This is a genomic window from Halorubrum sp. B53 (assembly GCF_059752395.1).
Genome location: NZ_MWTH01000015.1, coordinates 566098 through 586656, shown reverse-complemented (window position 1 = coordinate 586656; position 20559 = coordinate 566098). Strand labels below are relative to the sequence as shown.

At 68.2% G+C, this 20559-nt stretch carries 17 protein-coding genes; 5 read left to right on the top strand and 12 right to left on the bottom strand.

Annotated features, from left to right (window positions below; translation table 11 throughout):
• Positions 1-54: 54 nt before the first annotated feature.
• From B4V06_RS15560 to B4V06_RS15550, 3 genes are all read right to left on the bottom strand, one after another.
• Positions 55-3018, bottom strand: coding sequence for an FAD-binding and (Fe-S)-binding domain-containing protein (locus tag B4V06_RS15560; RefSeq protein WP_498170544.1), 2964 nt, complete (start codon positions 3016-3018; stop codon positions 55-57).
• A gap of 157 nt (positions 3019-3175) precedes the next feature.
• Positions 3176-5434, bottom strand: coding sequence for an NADP-dependent malic enzyme (locus B4V06_RS15555; RefSeq protein ID WP_123112887.1), 2259 nt, complete (start codon positions 5432-5434; stop codon positions 3176-3178).
• Positions 5435-5761: 327 nt separating this feature from the next.
• Positions 5762-7372 carry a thiamine pyrophosphate-requiring protein gene (locus B4V06_RS15550; protein ID WP_498170543.1) on the bottom strand — a complete coding sequence of 537 codons (1611 nt, stop codon included), beginning with the start codon at positions 7370-7372 and terminating at the stop codon, positions 5762-5764.
• A 163-nt stretch (positions 7373-7535) separates the two neighbouring features.
• Between B4V06_RS15550 and ddh the strand changes: the two genes are divergently transcribed.
• On the top strand, positions 7536-8474 hold the full coding sequence (gene ddh / locus B4V06_RS15545; RefSeq protein ID WP_498170542.1) for a D-2-hydroxyacid dehydrogenase: 939 nt from the start codon (positions 7536-7538) through the stop codon (positions 8472-8474).
• Positions 8475-8869: 395 nt separating this feature from the next.
• Here ddh and B4V06_RS15540 read toward each other — a convergent pair whose 3' ends face one another.
• Together B4V06_RS15540 and B4V06_RS15535 are read right to left on the bottom strand one after the other, a co-directional pair.
• Complete coding sequence (locus tag B4V06_RS15540; RefSeq protein WP_498170540.1) at positions 8870-9640, bottom strand: IclR family transcriptional regulator; 771 nt, start codon at positions 9638-9640, stop codon at positions 8870-8872.
• Positions 9641-9735: 95 nt separating this feature from the next.
• Positions 9736-10377 carry a bifunctional 4-hydroxy-2-oxoglutarate aldolase/2-dehydro-3-deoxy-phosphogluconate aldolase gene (locus tag B4V06_RS15535; protein WP_498170539.1) on the bottom strand — a complete coding sequence of 214 codons (642 nt, stop codon included), beginning with the start codon at positions 10375-10377 and terminating at the stop codon, positions 9736-9738.
• A gap of 127 nt (positions 10378-10504) precedes the next feature.
• Between B4V06_RS15535 and dgoD the strand changes: the two genes are divergently transcribed.
• Both dgoD and B4V06_RS15525 read left to right on the top strand, forming a co-directional pair.
• Positions 10505-11659: a galactonate dehydratase gene (dgoD, locus tag B4V06_RS15530; RefSeq protein ID WP_498170538.1), complete on the top strand. Its 1155-nt coding sequence runs from the start codon at positions 10505-10507 to the stop codon at positions 11657-11659.
• A gap of 91 nt (positions 11660-11750) precedes the next feature.
• Positions 11751-12578, top strand: a complete 828-nt coding sequence (locus B4V06_RS15525; RefSeq protein WP_498170536.1) for an SDR family NAD(P)-dependent oxidoreductase — start codon at positions 11751-11753, stop codon at positions 12576-12578.
• A gap of 493 nt (positions 12579-13071) precedes the next feature.
• Here the strand turns inward: B4V06_RS15525 and B4V06_RS15520 are convergent, their stop codons facing one another.
• The 7 genes from B4V06_RS15520 to B4V06_RS15490 all read right to left on the bottom strand — a co-directional run bounded on the left by B4V06_RS15520 (position 13072) and on the right by B4V06_RS15490 (position 19103).
• Positions 13072-14346: a saccharopine dehydrogenase family protein gene (locus B4V06_RS15520; RefSeq protein ID WP_498170535.1), complete on the bottom strand. Its 1275-nt coding sequence runs from the start codon at positions 14344-14346 to the stop codon at positions 13072-13074.
• 215 nt (positions 14347-14561) lie between these two features.
• The gene (locus B4V06_RS15515) at positions 14562-14966 is read right to left on the bottom strand and encodes a helix-turn-helix domain-containing protein (protein WP_123112879.1); all 405 of its coding nucleotides are present in this window, start codon (positions 14964-14966) and stop codon (positions 14562-14564) included.
• A 155-nt stretch (positions 14967-15121) separates the two neighbouring features.
• Entirely contained in the window at positions 15122-16195 is a 1074-nt protein-coding gene (locus tag B4V06_RS15510) for a sulfite exporter TauE/SafE family protein (RefSeq protein WP_123112878.1), read from the bottom strand.
• Positions 16179-16343, bottom strand: a complete 165-nt coding sequence (locus B4V06_RS15505) for a DUF7512 family protein (RefSeq protein WP_176329404.1) — start codon at positions 16341-16343, stop codon at positions 16179-16181. The genes B4V06_RS15510 and B4V06_RS15505 overlap by 17 nt, the downstream gene beginning before the upstream one ends.
• Before the next feature lie 541 nt (positions 16344-16884).
• Complete coding sequence (locus B4V06_RS15500; protein ID WP_123112877.1) at positions 16885-17343, bottom strand: YeeE/YedE family protein; 459 nt, start codon at positions 17341-17343, stop codon at positions 16885-16887.
• Positions 17344-17898: a YeeE/YedE family protein gene (locus B4V06_RS15495; protein ID WP_123112876.1), complete on the bottom strand. Its 555-nt coding sequence runs from the start codon at positions 17896-17898 to the stop codon at positions 17344-17346.
• A gap of 11 nt (positions 17899-17909) precedes the next feature.
• Positions 17910-19103, bottom strand: a complete 1194-nt coding sequence (locus B4V06_RS15490; protein WP_498170649.1) for an MBL fold metallo-hydrolase — start codon at positions 19101-19103, stop codon at positions 17910-17912.
• A 249-nt stretch (positions 19104-19352) separates the two neighbouring features.
• Here B4V06_RS15490 and B4V06_RS15485 point away from each other — a divergent pair, with 249 nt between their 5' ends.
• Entirely contained in the window at positions 19353-19598 is a 246-nt protein-coding gene (locus B4V06_RS15485) for a sulfurtransferase TusA family protein (protein ID WP_123112875.1), read from the top strand.
• A 2-nt stretch (positions 19599-19600) separates the two neighbouring features.
• A complete protein-coding gene (locus tag B4V06_RS15480; protein ID WP_498170534.1) occupies positions 19601-20188 on the top strand; it encodes a DsrE/DsrF/DrsH-like family protein in 588 nt (195 codons plus the stop codon).
• Positions 20189-20559 lie beyond the last annotated feature (371 nt).

The following is a 20559-nucleotide window of genomic DNA, read 5'->3' as shown; positions in this document are numbered from 1 at the left end:
CGCCGTCGCTCGTCGTTATTTAAATAGTGACCGACGCCCGCGAGCCGCCGCGCTCTACGCCAGCGCGTCGGCGATCTTCTCGATCGGGTGCGGCGGCTTCTCCTCGTACTCGTCGCCGATCTGGGTCCGGCAGGACGCGCCCGGCGCGACGACCGCGTCGCCGTCGCTGTCGTCGATCCGGTCGAACAGCATGGAGCCGATCGCTTGGCTCATCGAGTAGTGCTCCGCCTCGTAGCCGAACGTGCCGGCCATCCCGCAACAGGAGGTGTCGAGCGGGTCGACCCGGAACCCCGTCCGCCGGAGGACGCCGACCGCGTGGTGGTCCTTCTTCACCGACTTCTGGTGGCAGTGGCCGTGGTACGTGAGCCGCTCCGCGCCGCCGTCGACGTCGAGCGCCTCGTCGAGCCGGTGGGTGTCGAGGTACTCCAGCACGCCGTAGGCGTTCCCGGCCACGCGGGCCGCGTCGTCGGAGGAGAGCAGGTCGAGGTAGTCGGACTGAAGCATCACGGCGTCGGAGGGCTCGACCACGACGACGTCGCGCCCGTCGTCGACGTGCGACGCCAGCGTCGCGACGTTGGCTTCGGCCGTCTCGCGGGCCTTCCCGAGGAGCCCCTTCGAGTGCGCGGGGCGCCCGCTGTCGGTGATCTCGTCGGCGACCGTCACGTGGACGCCCGCCGCTTCGAGCACCCTGACCGCCGCCTTGCCGGCCTTCGGGTTGTTGTAGTTCGTGACCGTGTCCGGCACCAGCACGACGCGCCGGTCGGCGGCCGCCTCGCTCACGACCGACCCGCCGCGGTCCGCCCACCAGTCCACGAACGTCTCGCGGTGGAACGTCGGGAGCGAGCGCTCGCGGGCGATGCCGAGCGTCTTCTCCATGACGAGCCGCGCGCCGGGGACCTTGGTCCCGAGGTTCGACAGCGGCGCCGTCGCGCTCCCGAGCTTCGAGAGCGCGTCGACGTTCGCGAACAGCTTCGACCGGAGGTCGGCGCCGTGCTCCTCGTGGTGGGCGTGCTCGACCTCCACTTTCATCTTCGCCATGTCGACCTCGCTGGGGCAGTCGATCGAACACCCCTTACAGCCGACACAGAGGTCGAGCACCTCGCGCATGAACTCCGTGTCGAACTGCTCGCCCTCGGGGAGGTCCCCGCTCATCGCCTGCCTGAGCATGTTCGCGCGGCCGCGCGTGCTGGTTATCTCCTCCTGTGACGCGCGGTAGGTCGGGCACATCACGCCGCCCGCCCCGTCCTGACTGGTGCGACACCCGCCGCAGCCGTGACAGAGCTCGGCCATCCCCTGGAAGCCGTTCTCGTTGTCCCACTCCAGGGCCGGCTCGAAGCCGGCGTCGAACTCGTACTCCTCCCCGAACCGGAGGTGCTCGCTCATGTCGTGGTCGCCGCAGACGCTCCCCGGGTTGAGCAGCCAGTCGGGGTCGAAGGCGGTCTTCAGGTCCTGAAACACGTGCCAGAGCCGGTCGCCGTACAGCTTCCGGTTCCACTGGGTCCGGGCGCGCCCGTCGCCGTGCTCGCCGGAGACCGACCCGCCGTACTTCACCGCCAGATCCGTGGCGGCGTCGGAGATGGACACCATCGTCTCGGTCCCCTCGGCGGTCTTCGTGTTGATGAGCGGCCGGACGTGCATACAGCCCGGGCCGGCGTGCGCGTAGAAGCTCCCGAAGGTGTCGTGGTCCTCGAAGATCTGCTTGAACTCCCTCGTGTACTCCGGCAGGTGCTCCGGCGGGATCGCGAGGTCCTCGATGAACGCGATGTGCTTCTCGTCGCCGGTCCGCGACAGCAGGATCGGCGTCGACGCCTTCCGCATCTTCCAGAACTTCTTCTGGGTCTCCTCGTCGTACGCCGCCATCCCGTCGAACGCCAGGTCGCCGACCCGGTCCTCGAGGAGGTCGTCGACCTGCCGCTTGGCCGACTCCTCGTCGTCGGCGTAGAACTCGATCAGCAGGAACGAGTCGGTCTCGTCGGGTAACAGGCCGATGACGTCCTTGAACTCCTCGAGGTCGCGCGCCAGGTCGACGAGGACGCCGTCGAGCACCTCGACCGCCGCCGCGTCGTGTTCGAGGATCGGGCCGACGTCCTCCATCGCGTCGAGCAGGTCGTGGTACGTGAGCAGCGCGACCCCCTTCGTCGCCGGGATCGGTTCGAGGCTCACCTCGGCCTCGGTGACGATGGCGAGGGTCCCCTCGCTCCCGACGAGCAGGCGCGCGAGGTTGACGGTCCCCGACTCCGCCTCCTCGATCAGCACGTCGAGGTTGTACCCCGACACGTTCCGCTTGAGGTCGGGGTACCGCTCCTCGACCTCGTCGGCCTCCTCGTCGATGATCCGGACGACCGCCGCGTAGATGCGTTCCAGGAGCGTCCCGTCGGGGTCGGCCGCCCCGCGCAGCTCCGCGACCGAGACCTCGCCGAACGTCTCGACGCTCCCGTCGGCCAGCACCGCCTCGACCTCCTCCACGTAGGCGTCCGTCTTCCCGTACTTCAGGGAGTGCGCCCCGGTCGTGTTGTTCCCGATGGCGCCGCCGAGCGCGCTCCGGTCCGCGGTCGACGGGTCGGGCGCGAACTTCAGGCCGTGTGGTTCGAGCGTCCTGTTCAGTTCGCCGAGCGTGATCCCCGTCCGGGCCCGGGCCCGCCCGTTCTCGGGGTCGACGTTGACCACGTCGGTCATGTACCGCGTGAAGTCCAAGACGATCGCCTCGTTCACCGACTGGCCGGCGAGGCTCGTCCCGCCGCCGCGGGGCAGCGCCGGGATCTCCTCCGCGGCGCAGTACTCCATCACGGCGGCGACGTCGTCGGTCGACGTCGGGTAGACGACCCCGATCGGCGTCACCTCGTACGCGCTGGCGTCGGTCGCGTACATCTGCTTGGAGTACTCGTCGAAGCGCACGTCGCCGTCGACGAGCGGGTCGAGGTCGGCGACGAGCGCCGAGTCGTGTTCTGTCTCGCTCTGGTAGTCGTAGTTCGCCCGCGGGTCCGCGGACGGATCGGGTGCTGTGTTTTTAGATCCCATCTGTAATCGGCTAGTTGGACGCTTTCAGCGTGGCGTGGGCATGAATGTTACGCGTCAACACGGTACGACAGGGCGGGAGGAACTCGCCGACGGGTACGACGGAGCGGGGTGACCTCGCCGACGGCCCGGGCCGCGCGAGCCCGTCCCGGTCGGCGGACTACTCGCGCTGCTGGGCGTCGACGACGGCGACGCTCGCGAGGTTGACGATGTCCTTCACTTCGTCGCCCCGCTGGAGCACGTGGACCGGCTCGTCCATGCCGACGAGCATCGGGCCGATGGCGTCGGCGTCGCCCAGCCGCTGGAGCAGCTTGTACCCGATGTTCCCCGACTCCAGGTTCGGGAACACGAGGACGTTGGCGGCCTCGTCGAGGTCGGAGAACTCGTAGGTGTCGGTGAGCATCTCCTCGACGAGCGCCGTGTCGGCCTGCATCTCCCCGTCCACCGGGAAGTCGACCTCGGGGTCGTCGCGGAGCGTGGCGGCCGCCTCCCGCGGCGCCTGCGTCGTCTCGTCGTCGACGCTCCCGAAGTTGGAGTACGACAGCAGCGCCGCCCGCGGGTCGACGTTGAACTGCCGCGCCAGGTCGGCGGTGTGCCGCGTCGTCTCCGCGAGGACGTCGGCGTCGGTCTCCCGGTTGACCGTGACGTCGGCGAAGAACACGACTCGGTTCCCGATCGTGAGCATGTAGACGCCGGAGACGTACTCGGCGTCGTCCGCGGTCCCGATGACCTGCAGCGGCGGTCGGAGCGCCGAGGGGTAGTGGTGCGTCAGCCCCGTCAGCAGCGCGTCGGCGTCGCCTTGGTCCACCATCACGCTGCCGAGGTAGTTGGTGTTGTTGCGGATCAGGTCGCTCGCCTCGTTGCGGGTGATCCCGTTCCGCTTACGGAGCTCGTGCAAGCGGTCCGCGTACTCCTCGTACTCCCCCGTCGTCGGGTCGACGACGGTCGCCTCGAAGTCGAGGCCGAGGTCGGCGACGGTCCCCGCGATCGCGTCGGCGTCGCCGAGCAGCACGGGGTCGGCGATCCCCTGCTCGGAGAGCTGGTACGCCGCGCGGATCATCTTCTCGTCTTCCCCCTCGGCGAGCGCGATGCGCTTGGGGTCCTGTTTCGCCTTGTTGACGACGATCCGCATCATCTCGCGGGACTTCCCGACGCGCGCCTCCAGCTCGTTCCGGTACTCCTCGAGGTCGACCTCGTCGCGCGCCGCGCCGGACTCCATGGCCGCCTTCGCGACCGCCGGAGCGACCTCGAACAGCACGCGCGGGTCGACCGGCTTCGGGAGGATGTACTCCGGCCCGAACTGGAGCGGCTCGTCGCCGTACGCCTTCAGCACCGCGTCGGGGACGTCCTGCCGCGCCAGGTCCGCGAGCGCCTCGGCGCAGGCGACTTTCATCTCCTCGTTGATCTCCGAGGCTCGGACGTCGAGCGCGCCGCGGAAGATGAACGGGAAGCCGAGCACGTTGTTCACCTGGTTCGGGTAGTCGGACCGCCCCGTCGCCATGATCACCGTGTCGTCGCGGGCGTTCTTCCCCTCCTCATAGCCGATCTCCGGGGTCGGGTTCGCCATCGCGAAGATGATCGGGTTATCGGCCATCGACCGCACCATCTCCGGCGAGACGATCCCGCCGGCCGAGAGGCCGACGAGCACGTCAGCGCCCTCCATCGCGTCGGCGAGGTCGCCGTCCGCGACATCCCGGGCGAACTCCCGCTTGTACTCGTTGATATCGCCCGCCTCGGCTCGCTCCTCGGTGATGATCCCCGTCGAGTCACAGAGCGTGATGTTCTCCCGCTCGACGCCCAGCGAGACGTAGAAGTGCGCGGTCGCGAGCGCCGACGCGCCGGCCCCGGAGAACACGACCGTCATGTCGCCCAGGTCCTTGTCGACGATGTCGGCGGCGTTGATCAGCCCGGAGCCGTTGATGATGGCGGTGCCGTGTTGGTCGTCGTGGAACACGGGGATGTCCATCTCGTCTTGGAGGCGGTTCTCGATCTCGAAGCACTCCGGGGCTTTGATGTCTTCGAGGTTGATCCCGCCGAACGTCGGCTCCATCGCGGCGACAGCCTCGCAGAAGGGGTCGACGTCATCGATGTCGAGTTCGACGTCGAACACGTCGACGTCCGCGAACCGCTTGAACAGCACGCCCTTCCCCTCCATGACCGGTTTCGACGCCGTGGCGCCGATGTTGCCGAGACCGAGTACCGCGGACCCGTTCGAGACGACGCCGACGAGGTTCCCCTTCGCCGTGTAATCGTACGCCTTCCCGGGGTCCTCGGCGATCTCGCGGCACGGTCCGGCCACGCCGGGCGAGTACGCCAGCGAGAGGTCCCGCTGCGTGTTCGTCGGTTTCGTCGTCGCGATCTCGATCTTCCCGGGCGGGTCTGCCCGGTGATACTCCAGGGAATCGTCTTCTAGCGTCATACCGATTGATTACGCGAATCGCATAAATACTTATGGGCACCGCCGCCGCGTCCTCCGGTCGTCACCGCGTCGGTCGGACCGTCCGGCCGCCGCCGCGAGTCGAGATACGAGTATGCGGGATCGGCCGGAGAGTCGGCATCACGGTGGACCCGTCTCGCTCCCCTCGACGCCGCCCGGAGTCGCTCAATCGGTCGAAGCGGGGTCGGGCCCGTTCGATTCGCGTCGCGCCGCGCACCGGCCGCGCCTCTCGTCTCCGCGGGCACGGCGGCCGACCCATCCGAGCATCTCGAACGGGCTCTACGGACGCGTCCGCCGGTCCGAGCGGGGTTACTCGAGGTCGGGCCGGGAGAGCTCGGTCTCCTTGGCGGTGATGAACTCCAGGAGGGCCGGCGTCCCCTCCTCGGTCTTCTCGATGGCGCGTTCGAGCGCGGGCGCGACCTCCTCGGGGTCCTCGACGCGCTCGCCGTAGCCGCCGAGCGCCTCGCCGACGTCGGCGAAGTCGCCGCCGAACGGCGTGTCGTACGACGCCATCTCGTAGTTGTTCAGGTGGATGGTGAGGATCGGGGCGTCCTCGCGGACCGCCGTCTCGAAGTCGAGCCCGGTCATCCCGATGGCGCCGTCGCCCATGATGTTGATACAGAGCTTCTCGGGGAAGCGGACCTTCGCGCCGAGCGCGAGCCCGAGCCCGTAGCCGAGCTGGGTCGTCTTCCCCCAGCCGATGTACGAGAGGGGTTCGTCCGTCTCGTAGAACGGCGCGAGGAAGTCCCGCGGGTTCCCGGCGTCGGCCGTGATGATCGTCTCGTCGGGGTCGACGACGTTCGTGATCTCGTGGATCACCCGGTAGGGGTTGATCGGCGTCTCGTCGGACGTGAGCTTCGGCTCCCACTCGTCGAGCCAGTCGGACTTGACCGCCGCGATCTCATCGGCGACGTCGTCGAAGCGGCCGCGGTCGTCGTCGACGCGCTCCGCCACGGCGTCGGTCACCGCGTCGAGGACGAGCTGCGCGTCGCCGACGAGCGCGAGCTCCGAGTCGACGTCCTTGTCGATGTCGGTGGGGTCGAGCGTCGAGTGGATGACGGTCTTGCCATCCGGGACCGTGATCCCGTAGGCGGTCTCGGTGAAGCTGCAGCCGACGCCGAAGAGGACGTCGCACTCGTCGAGGAAGTGCGCGAGCTGGCCGGGCTCGCTCTTGCTGCCGGCGCCGAGCGAGAGCGGGTGGCTCTCGGGGAAGGCGCTCTTGGCGTTCAGGCTCGTGGCGACGGGCGCTTCGAGCGTTTCGGCGAGCTCCTTCAGCTCGTCCCACCCCTTGGCGTAGTGCACGCCCTGCCCGGCGAAGATGACCGGGTTCTCCGCGTCGGCGAGGGCGTCAGCGACCGCCGGGACCGCGTCGGGGTCCACGCCGGCGCGGTTGGCGCTCGACGGGGTGTACTCGAAGTCCTCGGGCGCGTCCTCCCAGAAGACGTCCTTCGGCACCTCGACCACGGCCGGACGGGGGCGGCCGTTGCGCGCCGCGGTGAACGCCCGGCGGAACGTCTCCCCGACCGCGTCCGGGTCCGTGAGCTGCTCGCAGGTCTTGCTCACGCTCTGGTAGGTGACCAGCGAGTTGAACTTCGGATCGACGTCCGTCTTGGAGCGGTCGTAGCCCGCCGGGATCGCCACCAGCGGCGCCGACTCGCCGTACGCCTGGGCGACGGCGCCGATGGAGTTCTCCGTCCCCGGGCCGTGCTGACAGGCGAACGCGACGACCTCGTCGCCCGACGTGAGCCGGCCGATGGCGTCGGCCATGTGGACCGCGGTCCGTTCCTGACGGGTAATGATCGTTCGGAGGCCGGCCTCCTCCGCCGCGTTCGTGTCGAACAGCGGATTGCTGGGGAACCCGAACACGTACTCTACACCCTCCGCTTTCAGCGCTTGCGCAATAGCTTCTGTAACGTTCATCTTATTGATCGGTTACGTCACGCTCCGGTCCGGGGTTAAATAAAGGTACCTGTAGGGGCCGCTTTCGTCGCCGCCAGCGTCGTCGGCGTTCGCGTCGTCCCCGACGAACCCTATCTTGCCGGCTCCCGAAGGACTGATACTTCGGTGCGACGAGGGTCAGCGTATGTCCGAGCGAGCCCAACTCCAGACGCTGTCCGTCCACGAGTCCGTCGAGAACGTGATCCCGCCCGAGGCCTTCGTCGCGGCGTTCGACGACCTCGACCTCGACGTCGAACTGGTCGGCGACGGCGAGAGCTACGACGAGACCGACGCCGTCGCCACGTACGTGCCGCGACCGGAGTTCCTCGACGCCGGCTGGGTCCACTGCATCCGCGCCGGCTACGACGAGTTCGACACGGCGGCCTACGAGGCGGCGGACGTGCCGCTCACGAACAGCACCGGCATCCACGACACCACCGTCAGCGAGGTCGCGATCGGGTTCATGCTGTCGCTCGCCCGGCTCCACCACGTGTACCGCGACCACCAGAACGAGCGGGAGTGGTACACCCCGGAGTACGAGCGCCCGTTCACCGTGGAGAACGAGCGGCTCTGCGTCGTCGGTCTCGGGACGATCGGGCGCGGGATCGCCGAGCGCGCCGACGCGCTCGGGATGGACGTGGTGGGGATCCGGCGGTCCGACGAGCCGGTCCCGGGCGTGTCGGAGATTTTCGACCCGTCGGACCTCCACGACGCCGTGGACGACGCGCGCTTCGTCGCGCTCGCGCTCCCGCATACCCCCGAGACCGAGGGACTCATCGGGGCGGCGGAGTTCGAAGTGATGCGCGACGACGCGTACCTGATCAACGTCGCTCGGGGGCCCTTGGTCGACGAGGACGCGCTCGTCGACGCGCTCGAGACCGACGCGATCGCCGGCGCGGGCCTCGACGTGTTCGAGACGGAGCCCCTCCCCGAGAGCTCTCCGCTCTGGGACTTCGAGGACGTCATTATTTCGCCGCATAAGGGGTCCGCGACCAACCGATATCACCTCGACATCGCCGATCTCGTGACGGAGAACGTCGAGCGGTACCTGGCCGACGACTCGCTGCGGAACCGCGTCGCCTAACCGCCCGAGCCGGGACGGTCCGTCTCGAATCCGGCGCATCGTCGAATCGTTTCCTTATTCCGAACGGAAGATCACCGACCTTTCGGAATCTCGTACACTATTTATTTTGTGATTAAAGTCTCAAATTATAGAATACTATATTTATAACGGCGTTCGAGCGGGTGAATGATAACTATACCGCAGATCGCGGCCGCTCTACGCATCGGATCCAAACCCGATGACGGGTCGAACGGCACCCGATTCGCCGACCGATCGGTTTCGTATATTCGAACATCTAGTCGTTTCGTTCGGCTGGCAAACAGTCGGTGCGACGGAACCTCGATCGGTTCTCACGTAGACATTACACAACTAGTACTGTAATGGAACTGTAAACGGAGTAGTAATTCGCGCCCGCTTCACGGTCGCCCGTGGGTGAGGTTGACCTCGATGACGTTCGCCGTCTGGTTGAGGCTCTCGGTGTACTCGCGGCGTCGATCCTCGGGTTTCAGGCGGCTGATCGGCGTCATGATACTGATCGCGGCGTTCCGACGGTCTCCGGTTTCGAGCGGCGTTCCGACGCAGCCGAGTCCGCCCAGTCGCTCCTCCTCGTTGTACGCGAACCCCTCCTCGCGGATCCGATCGAGCTCCTCGAACAGCGCGTCTCGGGTCGTGATCGTCTCTTCGGTCCGAGCCGGCAGCCCGTGCCGGTCGACGATTTCGTCGACCCGCTCGTCGGAGAGACTCGCGAGCAGGGCCTTGCCCAGCGCCGTTGTGTGGAGGTAGACGCGCCGCCCGAGGTGGACGTCGAAGTCGACCGCCTGCTCCCCGCGGGCCGTGTGCACGTAGATTCCGAGCCCCCGCTCCTCGAACAGCAGGTTCGCCAGCTCGCCCGTCTCCTCGGCCAGCTTGCGCACCTCCGGTTTCGCGACGTCGTAGACGCCGTCGTACTGCCGGGCGATCCCGCCGAACTCCAGACACCGGAGGCCGAGCCGGTAGCCGCCGTCGCGCTTGACGACGAGGCCGTGCTCCTCGAGCGTGATGAGGTGTTTGTACACTGTGCTCTTGGCCAGATCCAGGCTCTCGACCAGCTCCGCGATCGAAACGCCCTCGCCGCGGTCGGCGACCTCCGTCAGGATCCGCATCGAGGTCCCCGTCGCCCGCACCGACGCCGTTTTTGGCCTCTCCATGGACGTACCTCGCCGAAGACGGGTAATAAGGATTGTGGGCGCTGACACGACGGAACGAGCGGGGGCCGTCCGGGCCGCCCGGAGCGGCCGGCGAGCTACCGGTCTCTGGCCGCCGCCACCGCGTCGACCGTCCGCCGCGCGTTCTCGGCGACGGTCGCGTACTCCCCGCTCGCGACGGCGTCGTCGTCGACGATCGCGCTGCCGACGCCGACGGCGACGGCGCCGGCGTCGACGTACTCACCGGCGTTCGCGGGGCCGACCCCGCCGGTCGGCACCAGCGGGATCTGCGGGAGCGGGCCGCCGAGCGCCGCGACGTGCTCCGGCCCGCCCGTCTTCGCCGGGAACACCTTCACGAAGTCGGCGCCGGCCTCGTGCGCTTCGACGGCCTCCGTCGGCGTGAACGCGCCGGCCGCGACCGGCGTCCCGTAGCGGTTCGCGGTCTCGATGACGCCGGCGTCGACCGTCGGCGTGACGAGGAACTCGGCGCCCGCGAGCTGGACGGCCCGGGCGGTCTCGGCGTCGAGCACCGTCCCGGCGCCGACGAGGACGTCGTCGAACCGGTCGGCGAGCGCGCCGATCGTCTCCGCGACGTCCGGCGTGTCCGCGGTCACTTCGAGCGCCGTGACGCCGCCGTCGACGACCGCGTCCGCCACGTCGACGGCGTCGTCGGGAGCCACCCCGCGGAGGATCGCGATCACGCCGCCCTCGCGGATCCGTTCGGTTCGTCGTGCGTGCATACCCGAACCCGGCACGGCGGCCCTAATAAATGGGACGGCTCGCGGCGGCGGACGCCGTCCCGGCGACCCCGCCCGCGGCGCACCCGAAACGACTAACAGCGCCGCCGAGGTACGCTCACGGGATCGAATGACCACAATCGTCGACTACGAGCTGTTCGAGGTGCCCCCGCGGTGGCTGTTCCTCCGCGTGGAGACGGACGACGGCACGGTCGGGTGGGGAGAGCCGGTCGTCGAGGGGCGGTCGAAGACGGTCCGGACCGCCGTCGAGGAGCTGTTCGAGAGCTACCTGCTCGGGGAGGACGCCGGCCGGATCGAGGACCACTGGCAGGCGATGTACCGCGGCGGCTTCTACCGCGGCGGCCCGGTGTTGATGAGCGCCATCGCCGGCGTCGACCAGGCGCTGTGGGACATCAAGGGGAAGGAGCTCGGCGTCCCCGTCCACGACCTGCTCGGCGGCGCGGCGCGCGACCGAATCCGGGTGTACCAGTGGATCGGCGGCGACCGCCCCTCCGACGTGGCCGAACAGGCGCGCGAACAGGTCGAGGCGGGGTTCACGGCGCTGAAGATGAACGCGACCGAGGAGCTCGAGCGGGTCGACGACCCCGCCGCGATCGACGCCGCCGCCACGCGGCTGCGGGAGGTCCGGGAGGCCGTCGGCGACGAGGTCGGCATCGGCGTCGACTTCCACGGCCGGGTCTCGAAGCCGATGGCGAAGCGCCTCGTCGAGGCGCTGGAGCCGTACGACCCGATGTTCGTCGAGGAGCCCGTCCTGTCGGGGCACAACGACGCCCTGCCGGGGATAGCCGCGCACACGACGACGCCGATCGCCACCGGCGAGCGCATGTACTCGCGATGGGACTTCAAGGAGGTGTTCGAGAACGGCACCGTCGACGTGATCCAGCCCGACCTCTCGCACGCGGGCGGGATCACCGAGGTGAAGAAGATCGCCGCGATGGCCGAGGCGTACGACGTGGCGATGGCCCCCCACTGCCCGCTCGGCCCGATCGCGCTCGCCTCCTGCCTGCAGGTGGACGCCTGCTCGCCGAACGCCTTCATCCAAGAGCAGAGCCTCGACATCCACTACAACGAGACGAGCGACGTGCTCGACTACCTCGCGGACCCGTCCGTCTTCGACTACGAGGACGGGTACGTGCAGATCCCCGACGGCCCCGGCCTCGGGATCGAGATCGACGAGGACCACGTCCGCGAGCAGGCCGAGACGGACGTGGACTGGCACAACCCCGTCTGGCGCCACGACGACGGGAGCGTCGCCGAGTGGTGAGCCGCCGGTAGCCGCCCTCGCGGGAACGGCCCCCGCGAGCGCGACACCGTAGACGGTGATTATTTGACCCGAGACCGCGCCAGTAGCGGGTATGCCACCGAGCGATCCGACCGAGAACGCAGTCGCGGACAGACACGCGGACGCCGTCGCCGTCGTCACCGGCTCCACCCGAGGGATCGGCGAGGGCGTCGCCCGTCGCTTCGCCGCCGAGGGCGCCTCGGTCGTCGTGACCGGCCGCTCCGCCGACCGCGGCGAGGCCGTCGTCGACGAGATCGAGGCGGCGGGCGGCGACGCGACGTTCGTCCGCGCGGACATGCGCGAGCCCGCGGAGATCGAGGCGCTCGTTGAGCACGCCGTCGCGGAGCACGGGCGGATCGACGTGCTGGTGAACAACGCGGGCGTGCAGACGGAGACGACAGCGAGCGAGGCGACGCTGGACGACTGGGAGTTCGTCGTCGAGACCGACTTCCGGTCGTTCTGGCTCTGCGCGAAACACGCGGCCGAGCACATGCCGGCGGGCGGGACGATCCTCAACACCTCCTCGAACCACGCGTTCCTCACGATGCCGGGGCTGTTCCCCTACAACGCGGTCAAGGCCGGGATCAACGGGATGACCCGCGCGCTCGCGCTGGAACTCGGCCCCGACGGGATCACGGTGAACACGATTAACCCCGGTTGGATCGAGATCGAACGCACCCGGGAGGAGCTGGGCGACGACTACGAGTACACGGAGGCGATCCACCCGGTCGGTCGCCTCGGGACGCCGTCCGACGTGGCCGGGGTCGCCGCGTTCCTCGCGAGCGACGACGCGAGCTTCGTCACCGGCGAGAGCCTCCTCGTCGACGGCGGCCGTTCGCAGGTGATGCAAGATAACGTCTACCGCGACTACCGCCGGAACGCGTCGGCCGCCCGCGACTGAAGGCGCGCGGCTTCCGCCTCGGGTCTGCGCGGCTCGACGGAAGCCCGCCGACCGTGATCCGTGTCCCAATTCAATACATATACGATATCTGTCTATTCGATCTACTTACCCGTATTTAGAAACGACTACTCGGATCGGTTACCGAGTCCCGCCCCGCGATCGCGGTCGAGTCCCTCCCGTGGCGAACGAATCGAGTTATCCGTCGTTTAGTACACCTACGACGCTTTTATCGGGGTTTCGTGGCAGCACCTCCGACGACCGACCTGTCTCGGTCCTCAGATCCGGAAGCCGCGTCTCTGGCGGAGTGTTGGCCCCTTATCCGTGGAAACCGCGGATACGGCGGTTGCGACGAGATACAGCGGTGCGGGGCGCCGCGATTCGTTTCCGGCCCCGGGAGGAGCGAACTTTTCTGCTTGTAATATCGATAGTTCATAATAACGCTTTTTTTATCATATCTGCCGCCGCGCGTCCGATCTCGGTCGCGACCGCGCCGCTACGCGTCCTCCGTAGCCGGCGATCCGGTCGCGTCGCCCACGGTCGCGGTGAAGCCGACGTCGCGGAGCCGCTCGACGAGCGGGTGACCGATCCCCGACGCGGGCGTCAGGACGCCCCCGTCGACCGGGGAGTCGGTCTCGCCGCGGACGAGGCAGACCGCGGCCTCGCCGAGCATGCGCGCGGTGGCGCCGTAGCCGGGGTCGCGGTCGGCGCCGAACGCGGCCTCGACGGTGAACCGCCCCTCAGGCGCGGTGCCGCGTCCGAGGATCCGGACCGTGAAGTGGCCGTTCTCGACCTGCTCGTCGCTCGGGCCCTCCCCCGGATCCGGGAAGACGTACCGACGGAGCCCCTCCCGCACCGGGCCGATCGACATCCCGGCCGCGAACAGCCCGAGCCCGGCGGTGACGAGCGTCGCGCCGGCCGCGCCACGGAGCCCGCGTCCCGTGGGGACGACCTCCGTACACCGGAACTCGCGCCCCCACGGGTACCCGAGGAGCGCGTTGCTCCGCCGGACGATCCGCTCGTTGGCCGCCGCCATCGGCGACGGCGCCGTCCACTCTCCCCGGAGCGCGTCTCGCCGCGGGCGCCGCTGGACGCCCGGGTCGACGCCGCTCCGTTCGCCGGGCGGCGCCAGCGAGTACGGGTTCCGCAGCGCCTCCCGCGCGAGCGGGTCGCTCGCCGCCGCCTCGAACAGCTCGGCGACGCTGGCGAGGGTCCCGCCGCTGACGCCGCCGCTCCCCTCGTCGAGGGAGATCCGGACCGCGTCGCACGGCGCGCCGTGCTCCTCGAGCGCGAACGACTGGACGAGGAGCGTGCCCAGATCGGCGGGCACGGAGTCGAAGCCGCAGCTGTGAACGATCCGCGTGTCGGCGTCGGCCGCGGCGTCGTGGTAGCGGTCGACCGTCTCGCGCACCCAGTTGATCTCCCCGGTCAGGTCGCAGTAGTCGGTCTCGGCGTCGACACAGGCCTCGACCAGCGGGGTGCCGTACGCCGTGTACGGCCCGACGGTGGTGCAGACGACCCGGGCGTCGCGCGCTATCGTCCGGAGGCTCTCCGGGTCCGTCGCGTCACCGACCACGACGGGGAGGGCGTCGTCGCGGCGGCGAGCGAGCTCGCTCGCGAGGGCGTCGAGCTTGGCTTCGTCCCGCCCGCCGAGCGCGATGGAGAGGTCGGCGGGCGCGTACTGTCCGGTGAGGTACTCGGCGACGAAGCGTCCCGCGACGCCCGTGGCCCCCCACACGACGAGGTCGTACGGTCGATCGGTGTCCGGCACGTCCCGGTCTCACCCGCCGAGGCTTATAAACGGACTCCCGCGCTCGGCTCGGGGGCTTCCCTCCCCGACGGGGTATTGATATATTTAAGCGAGCGCGTCCGGTCGCGGCGTCTGTCGGATTCTTCGAGAGAGATTTCGGCGGCCCGCGTGCGGGGACCGGTCGGGCGAGGGAGATCGAGCGAAGAGAACCGGGCGAGGAGGGCCGGACGTCGCCGCTAGCCTTCGACGGCCGGCGACGAGGTCTCGGCCCGCTCGTACTTGTCCTCGAACTCCTGGATGAGCTGACCCATCTTCGCGTACCAGTCGTTGAGCATGCGCTGCATGTCGTCGGCGACCTTCTCCGGGTCGGTCGGCCTGTAGACGTGGTAGTACCCCCCCTGATCGTAGTTCACCTGCTCCTTCTGGAGGAACCCCGCCTGCAGGAGTCGTTGGACGGCGCGGTACGCGGTCGACCGCTCTCGGTCGACCTCGTCGGCGATCTCGTCTATCGTCAGCGGTGCCTCGGCCCGGACGAGCTCCTGAAAGATCTGTTTGTCGAGCTGTTTGAGCCCGTGGAAGCACTCGAGGAGCCCCTCGCACACCATGTCCTGCTGGAGTTGTTCGGACATCGAATCTGGCATCGTATTAGCTGAACAGACGCACTGATCAATTAAAAGACTTGTGTATGTATTGTACAATTTCGCTCCGAGCCGGTCGGGTAGCGACGCGGCGACGGGACCCACCGGCGCGCCGGTCGGCACCGCGGACGTGGCGACTCGACGCCGACGGCGAGGAGTCAGTCCGCCGTCGTCGTCTGCCGACTCTGCGCCGTCCGCAGCGAGACGACGGACGTGTAGAGGATCGCGGCGGCGACGACGACCGCGGCGCCGATCACGAGGAACAGGCCCACCGTCTCCAGGGTCGGGCTCCCGATGTACGAACCCACCTCACCGATGCCGACCGCGATGGCGCCGACGAGCAGCATGCCGCCGAAGTACACCTTGATGCCGTCGGAGTCGACGACGGCGGTCGCGGCGGAGCCGACGCGGGCGCCGAGGGCGCTCCCGAACAGCAGCGGGACGACGATTCCGAGGTCGACGCCGCCGCCCTGTCCGTAGAGGTAGCTCCCGAGGCCGCCCGAGAAGACGATCTCGAAGAGGTCCGTACCGACGGCGACGGGCACCGGGACGCCGATCGCGTAGATCATCGCGGGCATCCGGATGAACCCGCCGCCGACCCCGAGGAAGCCCGAGAGGAGCCCGGTCGCGAAGGCGACCGCGGTGATGACCCACGCGGAGACGCGGACGTCGCCGCGCAGCGTCACCATCGGCGGGATCCGGACCGTCCGCTGGATCTTCTTCGCCGTTTCGGGGATCTCGTACTCGTCGAGGCTCTTGTCGGCGGCCTCGTGGTCGATGCCGCCGTCCTCGCCGTTCAGGGCGTCACGAGTGACCATCGCTCCGACGCCGCCGAGCAGGACGACGTACGCGACGCTGATGATCGCGCCGGCGAGGCCGATCGATTGGAGGTAGTAGACGCTCGCGCGCCCGACCTCGATACCGATCGTCGTCCCGGTGATCATGATCGCGCCGAGCTTGTAGTCGACCTGCCCGAGGTCGTGGTGTTTCAGCGTCGCGATGACGGCCGTCCCGAAGACGAACGCCATCCCGCTCCCGACCGCGACCGACGGCTCGTAGTCGAGCATCAGCAGCGCCGGCGTGACGAGGAACGACCCGCCCATGCCGAAGAACCCGAACAGCACGCCGACGACGAGGCCGAACCCGACGAAAAGCGCCAGCATCTCCGGGGTCGCGTCGAGGATCCCGAACCCGCTGCCGATCAGGTCGAGCGCGCTACTGACCACTCCCATCACCCCCGATCAACAGGCGCATCAGGTGCGGAGCCACGAGCCGTTCGAGCCCGGCGTATCCCACGTACAGGACGATCGCCTCGACCAAGATCGTTCCGATGAGTAGGGCCGTCTCCGGGTCCCACGTCGGAATCTCCAGTCCGGACATCAGTTCTCCCTCCGATATCGCAGCACGGTAATTCGCAGTTGGTACATTTCTGCTCACTCTCCTCTACCGGACACGGTCGTATAACAGTTTTGAATATACCGCACAATACTATATTTCGGTGGCCTCTCCGGAACTATCGATAACTTATGGAGGGGTTACGGCCGCATCCTCCTCCCGATAGACCGTTCGTTCACTCGTCGGGTGACGCCCGACTCTCGCGCGGGTATTGACGGACGGATATCAAAGCGCGGGGGTATCGAAGTGCGAGTGTCAGACGGCCGCGCGCGATCGCGACCCTCAAACGGGATGTTCATCGGACGTGACGGAAAATAGGTCGACGAACCCGACGCGATCGCGAACCCCTCGCGGCGACGCGGTGCGTCAGCGACAGCCGGCAGCGACGCGGTGCGTCAGCGACCGCTCACGGTGACGTGGTGCGTCAGCGACAGCCGGCAGCGACGCGGTGAGTCAGCGACAGCCGGCAGCGACGAGGTCGTTCGGTGGACGGAAAAAGAGTGTTCGGAAGCGGTGCGACCGCGGTTCAGTCGGCGGTCGCCGGCGCGGAGTCGGACGCCGCCGTCCGGCTCCGCCAGTACCCCTGGAGGTACGCGCCGACGAACATGCCGCCGAGCGCCCAGAGGATGGTGACGTTGCCGACGCCGAGGCTGGCGTAGGCCGCGCCGGGGCAGATGCCCGAGAGGCCCCAGCCGACGCCGAAGACGGCGCCGCCGATGACGACGTTGCGGTCGAAGGGTTTCAGCCGCCGTTCGTACCGGTCGCCGGTCAGCGGCGCGGCGTCGCGGACCCGCGGCATCACCGCGAAGGCGACGCCGGAGACGACGGCCGCGCCGAACATCACGAACAGCAGTCCGAAGTCCTCGAACGTGAGGAAGTTCAGCACGACCTCCGGCCGCGCCATCTGGCTGAACCCGAGTCCGAACCCGAAGATCAGACCGCCGACGAGGATCAGCGGCATGAAGAGTGGGTGCCGATCCGCCATCTACGGACTCACCCCCAGCGCCGCGACGAGCTGCGCGGTCCCGATCGCGACCGCCAGGAACGTCGCCACGCCGACGAGCGACGTCTTCGACGCCGACCCGACGCCGCAGACGCCGTGCCCGGACGTGCACCCCTTTCCGATCCGGGTGCCGATCCCGACGAGAATCCCGCCGACGAACAGCCGCCACGGCTGGACGTCGGTCAGCCACAGGGTCACGCCGGCGAGCTCGTAGGTCCGCCCGGTGGTTCCGGGCTGATAGAGCGACGTCGTGACGACGCCGGACTGGACCGTCGCCGCGAAGACCGCGGCACCGAGGATGATGCCGAGCGTGAAGACGACGCGCCAGTCGCGAGAGCTCACGTACCGCTGGAACCGCGACTGGTCCGACACGTACGACAGCGTCGACTCGAGGAACGTGCTCGCGCCGGCCGCGATCCCCGTCCCGACGTATATCACGACCGCGCCGAGGCCGACGAGCAGTCCGCCGACCGCGTAGCGACTGATCCCGTTCGGGAACAGCTCGGCGGCCGTCTGCGCGACGAGTGGGTCAGGCATCGATGGCGGTCTCAGTCACCCGCGAGCGACTCCTGGCTCGCGGCGCAGTTGTTCGGCCCGAGTTCGAGGGTGAACGCCTCGTCGTCGTCGACGGCGTTCTGCCCGAGGTTCGTCGCGATGATGTCCTCGTAGTTGGCCGGCCGCGGCGGCATGTCGGAGAGGATGAGCTCGACGAACGCGTCCTCGTCCATCGTGAGCGCGTCCATCTCCTCGACGAGGTCGCCGACGGGCGCGGTGTAGGTGCCGTCGGCGGCGGGCTCGGCGGCGTCGCTGAAGTGAGCGCCCCCGATCAGCGTGTCGTCGGGGAGCGTCAGGACGCGCTCCTGGAGCGACTCGTAGAGCATCCGGGCCGCGTCCGGCGCGCCGTCGTCGCCCTCCTCGAGGTCGGGGCGCGCGACGCTCTCGATGAACAGCCCGTCGCCGGTCGCGAGCAGGCTCTCGTCGACGAGGTAGGAAGTCATCCCGGTCGTGTGGCCGGGCGTGGCGACGGTCTCGATCGTCGCGTCGCCGACCTCGAAGACGTCGCCGTCCTCGGCCGTGGTCAGCTCGTCGGCGTAGGTGACGCCGCGGTCGACCGCGGCCGCGGGGATGACGCCCTCGACGCCCGCGTCGTCGAGGTTACGCACGCCCGAGATGTGGTCGGCGTGGATGTGCGTGTCCAGCGCGTACCGCAGGTCGACGCCGAGCTCCTCGGCGTCGTCGAGGTAGCGGTCGGTGAACGCGCGCAGCGGGTCGATGATCGCGGCCTCGCCGCCGTCGTAGAGCAGGTACCCGAGACAACCCGACGAGGGACGCTGGTACTGCAGCAGCGTGCCCGCGCCGTCGTACTCGGTCACCTCGACGGCCTCGTAGATGCTGGCCCAGCCGTTCATCCCCTCTTCGAGGTGATTGACGTCGTAGCCGCGCTCCGCGAGCGTCCCCGCGACGTACTCGCTGGCGCCGCCCTTCGCGCACAGGACGGTCACCTCGCGGTCCTCGGGGATCCGTTCGAGGACGTCCTCGTCGATCTCGTCGTCGAGGAACTCGAAGTACGGGACGTTGATCGAGGTGACGTTCTCGCCGTCGATGCGCCACTCCCCGTAGTCCGAGCTCATCCGCGTATCGAGGAGCGTGATGTCCTCGCCCGCGTCGATGCGATCCTTCAGCGTCTCCGGTACGATTGTCTCGACTTCGACATCCGGCGTCGGGAAATCTTCGGCGTCCATGTTGTACACCCCATCGTACCGGTTGGGCATACAAAAGAGTTCGCATAGTAATTCAATAAGTACACAATATAGGTTCGAGCAAGCGGAGCTTATTATACGCTTCATACGAGAAGAATGCCTCTCATGGGCGTATACCGAACGTCCCGGCGAAAGCGGTTATTCACGTCACACCCAAGAAACAACATTCTTTTAACCATGGCCGAGATATTGTGTGATAGCTCCAATACAGACCAACGGAGCAGATAACCAATGAGTGCTGAATACGATATCGCGGAGACGCTCGACGTGAAAGGTGCATCGTGTCCCATGCCGGTCGTGAAGACGAAGGGTGCAATCGACGACCTGGCGGCAGGCGAGATCCTCGAAGTGCTGGCGACCGACCCGGGAAGCATGAGCGACATCGACGGGTGGGCGTCGGGGACCGCCGGGGTCGAGCTCGTCGATCAGGTGGAAGGCGACGACGTGTTCACCCACTACGTCCGCAAAATGGAGTGACGATGAGTACAGACACACCGCCCTCGGACGGGTCCGACGCGTCGTCGGGTGACGCGCCCTCCCGCGCGGAGCTGGCCGCGCGCGTGGACGAGCTGGAGGCGGCGCTCAGCGAGGCCACCGACGAGGACGGCCCGAAGAAGATGAGCATCATCGCGACGAAGGGGTCCCTCGACATGGCGTACCCGCCGCTCATCCTCGCCAGCACCGCCGCCGCCTTCGGCTACGAGGTGACGGTCTTCCACACGTTCTGGGGACTCGACATCCTGCATAAGGAGCGGTCGAAGAATCTCAAGATGAGCTCCGTCGGCAACCCCAACATGCCGGTCCCGAACGTCGTCGGCGCGCTCCCCGGGATGGACCGCGTGACGACGCGGATGATGGAAAAGCGGATCGAGGACAACGACACCGCCTCGGTCCAAGAGCTCTTGGAGACGAGCCTCGACATGGGCGTCGAGTTCCAGGCCTGTCAGATGACCATCGACCTGATGGACTACGACGAGGACGACTTCTACGACGACGTCACCACGGGCGTCGGCGCCGCGACGGCCCTGCAGGACATGGCCGAGGCCGACATCCAGCTTCTGGTCTGATCTGTCCACGAACGCGTGTCCGGGTCGACCGCGAGGTTCGAACGGCTCGGTGGGTTCGTGTTTCGATTCTCGGCGATATTCCGCCGCAGTCGCTGTGACGGAGACCATTTCAAAAATTCCGACCACTCGTTTATAAGTGGTTAGTGGCGGATTGAGGGAAAACACCTCCAAAGCCCCAGCCGCTCGGGCATACGTTGTCGCATTTGCTATGACGGCAAACACCTCCAAAGCCCCAGCCGCGAGGGGCGCGCACGCTCGCTGCGCTCCTCGGTCGCTCGTTTCACTCGCTCTCTGCGGTGCTTGCATCGCCTCCGCGCCCCTCGCGGCTGCCCCTTTGAGTCCCACCCCGCACAGCACCGCCCCGCACCTCA